Source organism: Aquicoccus porphyridii, from assembly GCF_008369105.1.
Taxonomy (GTDB): Bacteria; Pseudomonadota; Alphaproteobacteria; order Rhodobacterales; family Rhodobacteraceae; genus Aquicoccus; species Aquicoccus porphyridii.
In genome coordinates, this window is the sequence record NZ_VINQ01000001.1 from 193,514 (window position 1) to 207,000 (window position 13,487).

Below are 13,487 nucleotides of genomic sequence, written 5' to 3' on the forward strand. Positions count from 1 at the left end.
TATTGGGTGCATGAAACATGTTCTGGCCATTGCCCTGTCGCTGTGCCTTGCCGCCCCCGTGATCGCGCAGGAGCAAGAGGACGAGCGGGGCTTTTCCCTGATGGAGGAAGGCGCGCGGCTTTTCCTCGAGGGGATCATGCGCGAGATGGAACCGGCACTCGACGATTTGCGCGAATTCTCGGACGAGGTTGAGCCGGGGCTGCGTCGGTTCGTCGAGGAAATGGGGCCCGCCCTCGGTGAGCTTATGAACAAGATCGACGATTTCACCGTCTACCATCCGCCCGAGATGCTGCCCAATGGCGATATCATCATCCGCCGCAAGACCCCGCTCGAACAGGAGCGGGACGAGGTCGCGCCGGGTGACGAGATCGAGTTGTAGGTGAAACCCGCTTGAGGCGCCTCGAACCGATCCGGTAATCGGCTGGGGTAGGCCGTGTTACCAGCGCCCCGAGGCCCCGCCGCCACCGGATTTGCCGCCGCCGAACCCCGACTTGGAGCTCGATGACCGCACCTTCGAGATCGAGTAATCCTCGTCACTGTGATAGCCGCAATTGCGACAGGTGATGGTGCGTCGGCCCAGGCCGTTGATGGTGTTGCTGGCCGGTCGGATCGTCCGCCGCGTGACCGACAGGCCGCCGCGTTCGCCGCATTGCGGGCATTTGCCGATCGAGGCGAACCTGTCCTTGATGCTGCGCCAGAAGATCAGCAAGAGAATGGGCAGAACGAACAGGGCGCCCATCCATGCGCCGCCACCGCTTTTGCGTTCCGGTGCAGGCTGGCCTGCATGAAAGGGGCGCGCGATGGTGGCGATCGTCTCGCGCACGCCCGCACGGATGCCCGCCTCATAGCGATCCTCGCGAAATTCCGGCAGAACCGCGCGGTCGATCACCGCCTCTGCTTCGCGATTCCAGGCGTTGTCAAAGCCCAACCCCAGCTCCAACCGCACCTCGCGGTCGCCCCGCAAGACCAGCAACAGGATGCCGTCATTGCGGCTCGCATCCCCGATTCCCCATTGATCGAACAAACCGGCGGCAAAGGTTTCAAGATCCTGATCCGGGGCGAAAACCTCCTTGCGCGACAGGGTGACGACGGTGAACTCAATCCCCGTCTCGTCGCGCAGCGCGTCCAGCTCCGCAGCGATTTCCGCCTCGGCCTCGGGCGGCAAAAGCCCTGCGAAATCGTTCACGGTGATGGTTTCGGGGTCGGGATAGGTCTGCGCGCCCGCAGGCACGGCCAGACACAGGGCCAGCAGCAACCAGCCGATCAAAATCCGTTTCATGGCAATCTCTCGTGCGTCAAATGAACTGGCACGAGGATACGGTAACACTCTGCCGCGAATCAATCAGATTTGCGCCTGCGCGAAATCAACCAGCTTTTTCAAGGCGTTGCCGAACGCGGAATCCTCGATGGTCATCGCAACCCGGATATGCCCCGCCGCCGCCGCGCCAAAGCTTTCGCCCGGCATCACCGCGATGTGGCACTCGTCCAGCAGTTTCTCGGCGAAACCCGAACCGCTCATCCCCGTCGCGCGGATGTCGAGCATCAGGTACATCGCCCCCTGTGGCGGCACCAGCCGCAGCGCGTTCTGCCCGGCAAGCACCCCGAGCGCGATCTCGCGCCGCCGCCGGAACGGCGCGGCGACCTCCTCCTCGGCACGCGCGCCGCGGCGCAGCGCGAAAAGCGCAGCGTCCTGGATATACCCCGCCACGCCATAGGTGGTGTGGGTCGAGAGGTTGATCATGTGCCCCACCACCTCCTGCGGCCCCACGACCCAGCCGATGCGGCTGCCGGTCATGGCATGGCTTTTCGACATCGAGCCCACGACCAGCGTGCGTTCGGCCATCCCCTCGATTGCGCGGATCGACAGGTGCCGCCCCTCCCAGACCTGGCTGTCATAGACCTCGTCCGAGATGAGCCAGAGGTCGCGGGCACGCGCCACCTCGGCGATCCCTTCCAGCGTTTCGCGGGAATAGACCACCCCGGTGGGGTTGTTGGGCGTGTTGATCATGAGGGATGCCGCCCCCCCGGCCGCCACCACGTCGATATCCGCCGGGTCGGGTTGAAACCCGTTCTCCGGACGCGCGGCCACGGGGCAGGGGATTGCCCCGGCACCCCGGATCGTGCCGGGATAGGTCGCGTAATAGGGGTCGATGAAAAGCGCGTTCTGCCCCGGATCGCACAGCGCCATGTGGGATGCGAAAAGCCCCGATTGCCCGCCCGGCGTGACCAGCACGTTGTCACGGGTGGTCTTGACCCCGCTCGCCGCCTCGATCCGCGCCGCCACCTCGTCGCGCAGCGCGGGAATGCCCGGAATGTCGGCATAGCCGGTATGACCGGCCAGCGCCGCGCGGTGCATCTCGTCAAGGATGGCCGGATCGGTGCGAATGTCATGCTCGCCGATCGTCAACTCGGTCACATCGACGCCCGCGGCCTTCATCGCCCGGGCCCTGAGAAACAAATCCCACCCGCCCGATGCGTCGGATGTCAATGTCGTGATCCGCTTTGAAAGCGCCATGCCGGGAATCTCCTGTCGTGAAGTCGGCTCATGCAGCAGATGCGCCCCCGGATTGTCAATCGCTCTTGGCAGGGGCTGCGAAATCTCCTAGTGTCGCGCCCATGAACGCAACCTGCATCACCATCTGCTGTATTATCGGCTGACATAGGTCGGGCTCCCCGACCACCGGGCGGGTTGTTCTTCTGTTTCCTCTTTGAAATGAAATTGCTAAGCCCGCCGCGCAGCCGCACGCGAGGGCACGAAGGCAACATGACCGAGATCAAGCTTTACAACACCCGAACCCGCAAGAAAGAGCGGTTCGATCCGATCGACCCCGACAATGTGCGGATGTATGTCTGCGGCCCCACGGTCTATGACCGCGCGCATCTGGGCAATGCGCGGCCCGTTGTCGTGTTTGACGTGCTCTATCGCCTTTTGCGCCATGTCTACGGGTCGGATCACGTGACCTATGTGCGCAATTTCACCGACGTCGATGACAAGATCAACGCCCGCGCCGCCGAGTCGGGGCGCGAGATTTCCGAGATCACCGCCGAGACGACGCAATGGTTTCTCGACGACATGGGCGAGTTGGGCGCGCTTGAACCCAGCCACATGCCGCGCGCCACGCAATACATCCCCCAGATGGTGGCGATGATCGAAGACCTGATCGTCAAGGGCCACGCCTACGAGGCCGAGGGCCACGTGCTTTTTGCCGTCGACTCGTGGCGCGAGCATTACGGCAAGCTTTCGGGCCGCTCGGTCGATGACATGATCGCCGGGGCAAGGGTCGAGGTCGCCCCCTACAAGCGCAACCCGATGGATTTCGTGCTGTGGAAGCCCTCCTCAGATGACCTGCCGGGCTGGGACAGCCCCTGGGGCCGCGGCCGCCCCGGCTGGCATATCGAATGCTCGGCGATGGCCTTCGAACTTCTGGGCGAAAGCTTCGACATCCATGGCGGCGGCAACGACCTGATGTTCCCGCACCATGAAAACGAGATCGCCCAAAGCTGCTGCGCCCACCCCGAGGGCGATTTCGCGAAAGTCTGGATGCATAACGAAATGCTCCAGGTCGAGGGCAAGAAGATGTCCAAGAGCTTGGGCAATTTCTTCACCGTGCGGGATTTGCTGGAGCAGGGAGTGCCGGGCGAGGTGATCCGGTTCGTGTTCCTCTCCACGCATTACCGCAAGCCGATGGATTGGACGGCGGAGAAGGCGCGGGAGGCGGAGGCGACGCTCAGGAAGTGGTACGGACAGGTATCAGAAGCGGTCGATGGGGCCGAACCCTACGGTGCGATTGAGCAAGCTCTTTCCGACGACCTCAATACAGCGCTGGTCATCACAGAACTCCACCAGCTTTCGAATGCAGGCGACACCCCGGCCCTGCGGGCTTCTCTTCAATTAATCGGGCTAATGGGGAAGGACGTGCCGGAATGGTCCCAGAAGTCGGGATGGAATGATATCGTCTCCGACATCATTGAAGCGCGGATGGCTGCCAAAAGAGAACGCAATTTCGAGCGAGCGGATGAAATCCGCGACTGGCTTCTTGAAAGGGGAATCAAGATCACTGACGCCCCGTCGGGGACAGAAGTGTCGGCGGTGGATGCCAAAAATGTCATGGACTATGCTCATTCTCTTGGTGAGGAAGAACACTTGGCACTTGGTCATAGGCCACAGGGCGAAGGAGCTTGGAGTTTCTCCCAAGCGGACATTGTTCCAACGTATCTTCGGCACGTCTTGAGTGAGTGGCAAAGGGAAGTTGTGAAGTGATAGTATTCTCAACTGCGCTCCGAACGACCGCTGAACGGAAAACCCTATCGCCAGAGCGCCCTCCCGGGGGGAGGGGAGGACGTGGCACGGGGCTGGTCGCCCCGCGCCGTGAAGGAAGAAAGGTCCGCCCATGACCGAACGCCTCTACATTTACGACACCACCCTGCGGGACGGCCAGCAAACACAGGGCGTGCAATTCTCGACCCCCGAGAAACAGGCCATCGCGAAAACCCTCGACGCGCTCGGCGTCGATTACATCGAAGGCGGCTGGCCGGGCGCCAACCCGACCGACAGCGCATTCTTCCACGAAGCCCCGAAAACCCGCGCCACCTTCACCGCCTTCGGGATGACCAAGCGCGCCGGTCGCAGCGCCGAGAACGACGACGTGCTGGCCGAGGTGATGAACGCGGGCACATCGGCCGTCTGCCTCGTCGGCAAGACCCATGATTTCCACGTCGAACGAGCACTCGGAATCACGCTTGAGGAAAACCTTGAAAACATCCGCGCCAGCATAGCGCATATGGTGGCGCAGGGTCGTGAGGCGCTGTTCGATGCCGAGCATTTCTTCGACGGTTACAAGGCCAATGCGCCCTATGCGCTCGATTGCGTGCTCGCGGCCTTCCACGCGGGCGCACGCTGGGTCGTGCTGTGCGATACCAATGGCGGCACGCTGCCCGCCGAGATCCACGACATCACCCGCGCGGTGATCGAGGCGGGCGTGCCGGGCGACCGCCTCGGCATCCACACTCATAACGACACCGAAAGCGCCGTCGCGGGCAGTCTTGCCGCCATCGACGCGGGCGCGCGACAGGTGCAGGGCACGCTCAACGGGCTAGGCGAACGCTGCGGCAACGCCAACCTCACCACGCTCATCCCCACGCTTCTGCTCAAGGAACCCTATGCCAGCACCTTCGAGACCGGCATCACGCATGACGCGCTGAAAACCCTCACCCAGGCCAGCCGCCAGCTTGACGATATCCTCAACCGCGTGCCCACGCGACAGGCGCCCTATGTCGGCGCCTCGGCCTTTGCCCACAAGGCCGGGCTGCACGCGAGTGCCATCCTCAAGGACCCCACCACTTACGAACATATCGACCCCGAGGCGGTCGGCAACACCCGCATCATCCCGATGTCGAACCAGGCGGGCCAATCGAACCTGCGCCGCCGCCTCGCCGAGGCCGGGATCGAGGTGCCACCGGGCGATCCGGCGCTGCCTCGCATCCTCGAAGAGATCAAGACGCGCGAGGCGATGGGCTATACCTATGACAGCGCACAGGCCAGTTTCGAACTGCTCGCGCGGCGCGAATTGGGCCAGATGCCCGAGTTTTTCGAGGTCAAGCGCTACAAGGTGACGGTCGAGCGGCGCAAGAACAAGTATGACCGCATGGTCTCGCTCTCCGAGGCGGTCGTAGTGGTCAAGGTCGATGGTGACAAGAAGCTATCGGTTTCCGAAAGCCTTGATGAAAGCGGATCGGATCGCGGCCCGGTCAACGCGCTGTCCAAGGCGCTGGCCAAGGATCTGGGCAGCTACCAGTCATTGATCGACGATGTGAAACTGGTGGATTTCAAGGTCCGCATCACGCAAGGCGGCACCGAGGCCGTCACCCGCGTCATCATCGACAGCCAGGACGGGCAGGGCCGACGCTGGTCCACCGTGGGGGTCAGCGCCAACATAGTCGACGCCAGTTTCGACGCCCTGCTTGACGCGGTGAACTGGAAACTCCTGCGCGACGGGGCAAAGGGCTAGGGTGGCGGCATGGTTCTGAAGGTGCTGTCCTTCCTTCTCGTCTCGGTCGGTATCTACCTCTCGGTCGCGCTTGTCCTGATCCTGTCGCAATCGCCGGGCCACATGAAGAGTGACGGACAAACACTTGATTTTGCATCTGTTGTGACGGATGATCCGGCCGAACCGCTGCCCCGGATCGAGGTCACGGCGGAGGATGGGAGCCTCTACAGCGCCGGGCATCTGCCGGCCCCCCCGGGGCGGCCGCTTCTCGTCATGCTGCATGGCTCGGGCTGGCACGATGGCCAGTTCGCGAAACTGGCCCGTGCGCTCGAAGGATCGGCCGAGATCATCACGCCCCCCCTGCGCGGTCATTTCCGGGGTCCGGGCGAACGCGGCGACCTGCAATATATCGGCCAGCTCGAGGATGATGTCGCCGCCCTGATCGAGGCGCAGGCAAAGCCCGGGCAACCGGTCGTTCTGCTGGGCCATTCCTCGGGGGGTGGGCTTGTGGTGCGCTTCGCGGGCGGCGCCCATGATGGCCTGATAGATCGGGCAATCCTGCTGGCGCCATTCCTGCAATACGACGCGCCGACGACGCGGCCCGATTCGGGTGGTTGGGCGCGCCCCTTGACGCGCCGGATCATCGGCCTGTCGATGCTCAACGCGGTTGGGTTCCATGCGCTCGACGGTCTCACCGCGATCGAATTCGCCATGCCAGCCGCGCTGCGCAATGGCCCTTTGGGAGATCAGGCGACACTGGCCTATAGCTGGCGGCTCAACCAGTCTTATGCGCCGCGCCGCGATTACCTCGCCGACGCCGCTGCGCTGCCGCCCTTCCTGCTGATTGCCGGCGCGCAGGACGAGGCGTTCGATGCATCCGCCTATGAACCGCTTCTCGCGCCGGTCAATCCCGACGGGCGCTATGAAATCCTGCCCGGGGTCGATCACCTGGGCGTGGTGAGCGCGAAACGCACCGTCGCCCTGATCGCCGAGGCCTTGGGATGAGCGAGGATATCGCCGCCTGCGCCGAGATCGTGCAAAAGGGCGATCCGCACCGGTTCCGCGCCACCATGGCCGCGCCGGTGCAAGCGCGCGAAAAGCTCTTTCCGCTCTATGCCTTCAATGTCGAGGTGGCCCGGGCGCCCTGGGTCACATCCGAGCCGGGGATCGCCGAGATCCGCCTGCAATGGTGGATCGAAGCGCTGGAAGAGATTGCCGCGGGCGGCGTGGTGCGGCGGCACGAGGTGGTGCTGCCGCTGGCGCACACTCTCGCTCCCGATCAGGCCCGCGCACTCATCCCGCTGATCGAGGCGCGGCAGTGGGACATCTATTCCGATCCATTCGCCAGTGACTCGGCGCTCACCGATTACCTGTCCGACACGTCTGGCCGACTGATGCAGGTGGCGGTCGGGCTACTGGGGCAGGGGGGCGAGGCGGTGGCGCAGGACGCGGGAGTTGCTCTCGGCGTGGCCAACTGGCTGGCCGCCGTGCCTGTCCTCATGGCCGCAGGGCGTCATCCGCTGCCCGATGACAGCGATGCGGGCATCCGCGCGCTGGCCGAGGCCGGGCTCGACCACCTGAACCGCGCGCGCCGCACCCCCGTGCCGCCAAGCCTGCGCCCGGCCTTCCTGCCCATGGCGGGCACTGCCCGGATGCTCCGGGCCGCCCGAGCGAGGCCCGAACATGTGCGAAAAGGCGGGCTCGACACCCCGTTTCGCGCGCGCCTGTCTCTGATGAAAACCGCCCTCACCGGACGGTGGTAGCGGTTACGCCAGTTCGTCCTTGCGGCTGAACCAGAACCAGATCAGTGCCCCGCCCGCCAGCATCAGGAACGGTCCCATCGCAAGGTTGACGCTGGCCCATCCGGCCAACGCATCGCCGCCCGAGCAGTTCATCAACCCACCCGAGGCGAGCGAGGCGACGGTCACACCACCGAACACGATGAGGTCGTTCATCCCCTGCATCCGTCCCCGCTCCTCGGGGGTATGCGATCCGGCCAGCATGGTCGTCGCACCGATAAAGCCGAAATTCCATCCAACGCCCAGCAGGATCAAGGCGATATAGAAATTCTCCAACTCCACACCCTGAAGCGCCACAGCGCCCGCGCCCGCAAGGATTGCCAGCCCCGTGGCCACGATCGTCTTGACCCCGAAGCGCGCGATCAGGTGGCCGGTGAAGAAACTCGGCACATACATCGCCAGAACATGTGCGCTCACGATATCCGCCGCCGTGCTGGTGTCGAACCCGCAGCCCACCACGGCCAGCGGTGTCGAGGTCATGACGAGGTTCATCAGCGCATAAGAGACCATCGCACAGATCACCGAAACCGCGATGATCGGGGTTGTGATCAATTCGCGCCGCGTGCGGCCTCGGGCGCTGCCCGGCTTGGGTGCGGGCGGCTTGGGGATGTCGAGGAAGAGAAACAGCGCCGAGCCCAGCACGTTGGTCAGGATCACCGCCAGATAGGTGCCCATGAACGGAATCACCATCGCATCGGCGGTGAATTTCACCAGTTGCGGCCCGATGATCGCCGAGGCAAGACCGCCTGCCATCACATAGGAAATCGCCTTGGGCCGGAACGCGTCACTGGCCGTGTCGGCGGCGGCAAAACGATAAAAGCCATGCGCCGACATGTAGACCCCGGTCAAAAGCGAACCGAACAGGAAGATCGGGAAGGACGCGGTAAAAAGACCATAGGCCCCCACGACACCGCCCATCGCTCCGAACCCGGTCCCGAGAAAGAATCCCGCGCGCCGCCCGTATTTCTGCATGATCCCGGAAACCGGTGTCGCCGCCAGCATCGAGCCCAGCACGATCAGCGAGATCGGAAGCGTCGCCCAGCACGGATTCGGCGCAAGCGACTGCCCGGCCAGCCCGCCAATGGTAAAGATCATCGGCATCTGCGCGCCCAGAATCGCCTGTGCGAGAACGAGAATCGTCACGTTTCGCTTGGCGCGGCGGTCATCGACCGGGGAAAGGACGGCATCTGTCATGGCAAATCGCCTACCCCGAAGCGTCGGGGGCTGCAAGCATCACATTGCGGCCCCGCGATGTGACGCTGCGCCCCGGGCGTGTTGCCTTGCGCCGGAACGCTGGTAACATCTTGGCCAAACCTTGCTGGGCATCGCTTGTCGTGGCCGCCGCGTGCCGGTCAAAAGGTGTCAAATCGCACCGATCTCGTGCCTCGCACCCCCCGTGATACAAGAAAATCGGCCCCAACCCGCCCCATGCGGCCTATTGCGTCTTTCATCCGGGCGCGCGAGAGATTAGATAAACGGTCACAATTCACCGGGCGCATGGCGGCACCTGCCGCGTGACCCCGGACTAGGGAGAAGTCAAATGCTCAACAATATCGGCCTTCCGGGCCTCCTGCTCATCGCTGTTGTCGTGCTGGTGCTGTTCGGTCGCGGCAAGATCAGCTCGCTCATGGGCGAGGTCGGCAAAGGCATCACCGCCTTCAAGAAAGGCGTGAAAGATGGCTCCGAAGAGCTTGAAAACCAGGCCGCCGACGAAGCCAAGGACGTGACGCCCGAAGACGAAAAAGACAAGGTCTGAACCCTCCATGCTTGACCTTGGCTGGACCGAGCTTCTGGTGATCGGTATCGTCGCGCTGATCGTCGTGGGGCCCAAGGACCTGCCCGTCCTGTTCAGGAAAGTGGGCGAGTTCGTGGGCAAGGCACGCGGCATGGCCCGCGAGTTCAGCCGTGCCATGAACGAGGCGGCGGATGAATCCGGCATGAAGGACACGGCCAATTCCCTGCGCTCGATCGCCGACCCCAAGAAGATGGGGCTCGACGCGGTCAAGGAGGCGGCGGATTTCCAGAAATGGGACCCCGAGTCCGAAACCGCCAAGCTTGCGGAAGAGCGCCAGGAAGCCAAGCGCAAGATCCAGGAATCGGCCGCCAACAAGGCCGCCGCGCGCACGGCCGAAGAGGCCCGCCTCGCGCGTGCCGCCAAGGATGGCACACAACCCGCCAGTGAGACAGCCGGTGAGGCCGCCAGCGCGTCAGCCAAACCCCCGGCCGACGCCTCCAGCCCCGCCAAGAAACCGGCTGCGAAAAAGACAGCGAGCAAGGCTCCGAGAAAAGCCGCCGCCAAACCCAAGGCCGAACAGGCAGCCGCGAAAACGACCGCCAAAAAGCCGGCGTCCAAGAAACCGACCACCAAGAAAACCGCCGCCAGAAAACCGGCAGCCAAGAAAACCGACCAACAAGGCGGGTAACCTGTCATGAGCCCATCAGACGCCCAAGACGATATCGAGGACAGTTCCGCCCCGCTGATCGAGCATCTGGCGGAATTGCGCACGCGACTCATCCGCTCGGTTCTGGCGTTCATCGTGGGCATCGTTCTGGCCTTCACCGTGGCCGAACCGATCCTGCAATTCCTGCTCTTCCCGATCGAGGAAACGCTGCGTTCGATGGGCGATCCCGACCCGACGCTGCAATATACCTCGCCACAGGAATACCTGTTCACGCTGTTTCGCATCTCGATGGTCTTTGGCTTTGCGCTGGCCTTTCCGGTGATCGGCGCACAGATGTGGCGCTTTGTGGCGCCCGGTCTCTACCGGTCCGAGAAATCGGCCTTCCTGCCGTTCCTGATCGCCTCGCCGGTGATGTTCCTTCTCGGCGCATCGTTCGCGCAATTCGTCGTCACACCGCTGGCGATGCGCTTCTTTCTCGGTTTTGCCGATGTCAGCTCGATCTTCGCCAATCTCCTGGCGGTCGCAGCGGGCGAAGTGCCATCCGATACCGCCATTGTTCCTTCCTCGCGCGAGGGCCTCAAGATCACCTTCTTCGGTAAGGTGAACGAGTCGCTCGACATCACGCTCAAGTTCATTATCGCCTTCGGTCTCTGTTTCCAGCTTCCGGTGCTGCTCACGCTGATGGGCAAGGCCGGGCTGGTCAGCGCAGAGGGGCTGGGCAACGTGCGCAAATACGCGATGGTCGGCATCCTGTTGCTGGCCGCACTGGTCACGCCACCCGATGTCGTCACGCAACTGATCCTGTTCACCGTGGTCTATGGCCTATACGAAGTCTCGATCTTCCTCGTCCGCCATGTCGAGAAAAAGCGCGAGGCCGACCTGAGGGCGCAAGGACTCTGGTTCGAAGAGGACGAGGACGAAGACCCCGGTGACACGCCACCGAGCGATCCCGAAGAGGAGTTCGACGACCCGCTCATGCGCGAGCTGGACGACGAGATCGCCGAGCAGGAATCCGAGGATGAGGGCGATGATGACGATGACGATGATGATGACGACGATCCCGATGACGGGATGGTAGACAAGACTCGATGACCAAGAAGACTCTCACGCGCATCGCCGCCGCCCTCGAACGCATGGCACCCGCGCCCTATCCCGGCCCTGATTTCTCGCAGGCCGATGGCTTTCTGTGGCATGTCGAACCTGACCGGCTCGACCCCGTCGCACGGATATCCCGGGTCGATCTTTCCCTGCTTCTGGGGGTGGACCGGTCGCGCGATACGCTGTTGATCAATACGCGCCAGTTCGCGCGTGGCCTGCCCGCCAACAACGCCCTTCTGTGGGGCGCGCGCGGCATGGGCAAATCCTCTCTGGTAAAGGCCGTGCACGGCACGGTGGTGGCCGAGGGGTTACCGCTCAAGCTCGTCGAGCTTCAGCGCGAAGACCTGCCCTCGGTCGGGCGTCTGCTGAATCTCTTGCGATCGGCCCCCGATTGCCGCTTCTTGCTCTTCTGCGACGACCTTTCGTTTTCCCATGACGATCAGCACTACAAGTCGCTCAAGGCCGTGCTCGATGGCGGGATCGAGGGGCGGCCCGACAACGTGGTGTTCTATGCCACCTCGAACCGTCGCCACCTCATGCCCCGCGACATGATCGAGAATGAACGCTCCACCGCGATCAACCCTTCCGAGGCGGTCGAGGAAAAGGTGTCGCTCTCTGACCGGTTCGGGTTATGGCTCGGCTTCCACCCGTGCTCGCAAGATGAATACCTGTCGATGATCCGGGGCTATTGCGATCATTTCGGGATTTCGATCTCGGATGATGATCTGCGCGCCGAAGCGGTCGAATGGCAGGCGACACGCGGCGCAAGGTCGGGCCGCGTTGCGTGGCAATATGTAACCGACCTGGCCGGCCGCAAGGGAATTCGGCTGGACTGATCGGGCCGGATCGAACGCCGGGTTAACCAATTTTCGTGATGGTCTTCAGGGCAGCAGCCGACAGCCGGATGGCAGCCGGGGGGTGCGCGAGTATCACCCCCCTGTTTTTTGGCCTGTGGCGGGCATTAACCACGCGGGACGCCCCGTTCAGACTTATTGAAGATACGGCATCGGATCGACCTGCGTGGTGCCTTTCGCGACCTGAAACTGGACATATGGCGGGCTGCCGTCTGGCATGGCGGCAATTTTCTGCCCACGCCTGACCGTGTCGCCATTCTTCACGGCAACCTTGTCCACGTTGACATAGACCGTGGCCAGCGAATTCGAGTGCTTGATCACCACGAATTGCACGTTCTCGGTCGATTTCGTCACCGAGACCACGGTGCCCGCCTCGGCCGCGGTCACAGCCGAACCGGGGGCCGCCGTAAAGTCGATGCCGTCATTCTTACCATTTGAATATTCACGAATAATTCGCCCCTGAACCGGATAGGCGAACTGCCCCCCCGAGGGAGTTCGCGGCTGCGCCTGGGCGGATTCCGTGGTGGCAGGGGTGGTTTCGGCAACCGGCTGTGTCCGCTCCGCAGGCAAGGGTCTGGCCGCGCTTGGCGGGGTCGGCGTTGGCGAGCCCTGGCCGGGTTGTTCGGTCGCCGGGGCAGGGGTCGCGCGCTTCGGGGCCGGGGTTTCGGGCACCGGAATCAGCAGGTATTGACCCTCGCGAATCTTGAAATCGCTTCCCAGCCCGTTCCATTCGGCAAGCGAACGAACGCTCACCCCGTAGAGCCGCGAGATGGTATAGACCGTCTCACCCCGGACAACCTTGTGCCGCTTGGGCTCCAACCCTCTGGTAACCTTCGGTTTTTCGGGTTGTTTGACAGCATCGAGCGTGGTGGTTTCGACCCTTTGGTCTCCGGCCCGGTCAATCGCACCGCCAGCCAGCGCCGTGATGTCGACCCCCGGCGGCTGGATCGGTCCCGTTGTCGGCGAACCGGTCTGCGGCGAGGGTTCTGCGACCCGACGCGGCAGGGCCACGACCTCGCCTGCCCGCAAATTGTCATCCACTTGCAAACCGTTATAGCGCGCCAACGCCTCTCGATCCGTTCCGACACGGGCTGCAAGATCAGCCACCGTATCACCGCGCCGTGCGATGACGACCTGGTAATTCGGATAGGAGATAACGCCACGGTCATCCGCATCCGGGCGCTTCGCCGTTGCCGTGCGGGCCGCTTCGGCCGTGTTCAAGCCCGAACCGAAAGCCCCCCGCATATCGAAATCCAGAGGCTGTTCGCAGGCAGCGAGCGCGACTGCCGCGCTGGCCAGAAGATACGATTTCAAGTGCTTGGAAAAGCTCATCTTTAAATCCTCATC

13 protein-coding genes are annotated in these 13,487 nt (G+C 63.4%); 9 read left to right on the forward strand and 4 right to left on the reverse strand.

The genetic code is table 11. The features are described from left to right. The first annotated feature begins 10 nt into the window (after positions 1-10). Positions 11-379 (forward strand): hypothetical protein, encoded by a 369-nt coding sequence (locus FLO80_RS00995; RefSeq protein WP_111362190.1) that lies wholly within the window; start codon positions 11-13, stop codon positions 377-379. 57 nt (positions 380-436) lie between these two features. Here the strand turns inward: FLO80_RS00995 and FLO80_RS01000 are convergent, their stop codons facing one another. Both FLO80_RS01000 and FLO80_RS01005 read right to left on the reverse strand, forming a co-directional pair. Beyond that, the gene (locus tag FLO80_RS01000; RefSeq protein ID WP_111362189.1) at positions 437-1,279 is read right to left on the reverse strand and encodes a TPM domain-containing protein; all 843 of its coding nucleotides are present in this window, start codon (positions 1,277-1,279) and stop codon (positions 437-439) included. A 63-nt stretch (positions 1,280-1,342) separates the two neighbouring features. Continuing rightward, positions 1,343-2,515, reverse strand: coding sequence for a pyridoxal phosphate-dependent aminotransferase (locus tag FLO80_RS01005; protein ID WP_111362188.1), 1,173 nt, complete (start codon positions 2,513-2,515; stop codon positions 1,343-1,345). 249 nt (positions 2,516-2,764) lie between these two features. On the opposite strand from FLO80_RS01005, the gene cysS reads away from it, so the two are divergent. From cysS to FLO80_RS01025, 4 genes are all read left to right on the forward strand, one after another. Further along, on the forward strand, positions 2,765-4,261 hold the full coding sequence (gene cysS, locus FLO80_RS01010; RefSeq protein ID WP_111362187.1) for a cysteine--tRNA ligase: 1,497 nt from the start codon (positions 2,765-2,767) through the stop codon (positions 4,259-4,261). 130 nt (positions 4,262-4,391) lie between these two features. Then, positions 4,392-6,008, forward strand: a complete 1,617-nt coding sequence (gene cimA / locus FLO80_RS01015; RefSeq protein WP_111362186.1) for a citramalate synthase — start codon at positions 4,392-4,394, stop codon at positions 6,006-6,008. Between the two features lie 9 nt (positions 6,009-6,017). Beyond that, complete coding sequence (locus FLO80_RS01020; protein WP_111362185.1) at positions 6,018-6,992, forward strand: alpha/beta hydrolase; 975 nt, start codon at positions 6,018-6,020, stop codon at positions 6,990-6,992. Then, entirely contained in the window at positions 6,989-7,750 is a 762-nt protein-coding gene (locus tag FLO80_RS01025) for a squalene/phytoene synthase family protein (RefSeq protein ID WP_111362184.1), read from the forward strand. Before FLO80_RS01020 ends, FLO80_RS01025 begins: the two co-directional genes overlap by 4 nt. 3 nt (positions 7,751-7,753) lie before the next feature. Here the strand turns inward: FLO80_RS01025 and FLO80_RS01030 are convergent, their stop codons facing one another. Next, the gene (locus FLO80_RS01030; RefSeq protein ID WP_111362183.1) at positions 7,754-8,980 is read right to left on the reverse strand and encodes an MFS transporter; all 1,227 of its coding nucleotides are present in this window, start codon (positions 8,978-8,980) and stop codon (positions 7,754-7,756) included. Positions 8,981-9,326: 346 nt separating this feature from the next. On the opposite strand from FLO80_RS01030, the gene FLO80_RS01035 reads away from it, so the two are divergent. Genes FLO80_RS01035 through FLO80_RS01050 form a run of 4 tightly spaced genes read left to right on the forward strand, consistent with a single transcriptional unit; the run spans position 9,327 to position 12,122 of the window. After that, on the forward strand, positions 9,327-9,542 hold the full coding sequence (locus FLO80_RS01035) for a twin-arginine translocase TatA/TatE family subunit (RefSeq protein ID WP_111362182.1): 216 nt from the start codon (positions 9,327-9,329) through the stop codon (positions 9,540-9,542). Positions 9,543-9,549: 7 nt separating this feature from the next. Further along, on the forward strand, positions 9,550-10,209 hold the full coding sequence (tatB, locus tag FLO80_RS01040; RefSeq protein WP_111362181.1) for a Sec-independent protein translocase protein TatB: 660 nt from the start codon (positions 9,550-9,552) through the stop codon (positions 10,207-10,209). A 6-nt stretch (positions 10,210-10,215) separates the two neighbouring features. Continuing rightward, positions 10,216-11,280 carry a twin-arginine translocase subunit TatC gene (gene tatC, locus FLO80_RS01045; protein ID WP_111362180.1) on the forward strand — a complete coding sequence of 355 codons (1,065 nt, stop codon included), beginning with the start codon at positions 10,216-10,218 and terminating at the stop codon, positions 11,278-11,280. Then, complete coding sequence (locus tag FLO80_RS01050; RefSeq protein WP_111362179.1) at positions 11,277-12,122, forward strand: ATP-binding protein; 846 nt, start codon at positions 11,277-11,279, stop codon at positions 12,120-12,122. Before tatC ends, FLO80_RS01050 begins: the two co-directional genes overlap by 4 nt. 153 nt (positions 12,123-12,275) lie before the next feature. On the opposite strand, the gene FLO80_RS01055 is transcribed toward FLO80_RS01050, so the two are convergent. Next, complete coding sequence (locus FLO80_RS01055; protein WP_111362178.1) at positions 12,276-13,472, reverse strand: LysM peptidoglycan-binding domain-containing M23 family metallopeptidase; 1,197 nt, start codon at positions 13,470-13,472, stop codon at positions 12,276-12,278. Between the last annotated feature and the right edge of the window lie 15 nt (positions 13,473-13,487).

Coding starts and splice junctions, on each gene's coding strand:
- FLO80_RS01000 (WP_111362189.1), bottom strand. CDS start 1,279: ATGAAACGGATTTTGATCGGCTGGTTGCTGCTGGCCCTGTGTCTGGCC.
- tatB (WP_111362181.1), top strand. CDS start 9,550: ATGCTTGACCTTGGCTGGACCGAGCTTCTGGTGATCGGTATCGTCGCG.
- tatC (WP_111362180.1), top strand. CDS start 10,216: ATGAGCCCATCAGACGCCCAAGACGATATCGAGGACAGTTCCGCCCCG.
- FLO80_RS01025 (WP_111362184.1), top strand. CDS start 6,989: ATGAGCGAGGATATCGCCGCCTGCGCCGAGATCGTGCAAAAGGGCGAT.
- FLO80_RS01050 (WP_111362179.1), top strand. CDS start 11,277: ATGACCAAGAAGACTCTCACGCGCATCGCCGCCGCCCTCGAACGCATG.
- FLO80_RS01020 (WP_111362185.1), top strand. CDS start 6,018: ATGGTTCTGAAGGTGCTGTCCTTCCTTCTCGTCTCGGTCGGTATCTAC.
- FLO80_RS00995 (WP_111362190.1), top strand. CDS start 11: ATGAAACATGTTCTGGCCATTGCCCTGTCGCTGTGCCTTGCCGCCCCC.
- cysS (WP_111362187.1), top strand. CDS start 2,765: ATGACCGAGATCAAGCTTTACAACACCCGAACCCGCAAGAAAGAGCGG.
- cimA (WP_111362186.1), top strand. CDS start 4,392: ATGACCGAACGCCTCTACATTTACGACACCACCCTGCGGGACGGCCAG.
- FLO80_RS01005 (WP_111362188.1), bottom strand. CDS start 2,515: ATGGCGCTTTCAAAGCGGATCACGACATTGACATCCGACGCATCGGGC.
- FLO80_RS01030 (WP_111362183.1), bottom strand. CDS start 8,980: ATGACAGATGCCGTCCTTTCCCCGGTCGATGACCGCCGCGCCAAGCGA.
- FLO80_RS01035 (WP_111362182.1), top strand. CDS start 9,327: ATGCTCAACAATATCGGCCTTCCGGGCCTCCTGCTCATCGCTGTTGTC.
- FLO80_RS01055 (WP_111362178.1), bottom strand. CDS start 13,472: ATGAGCTTTTCCAAGCACTTGAAATCGTATCTTCTGGCCAGCGCGGCA.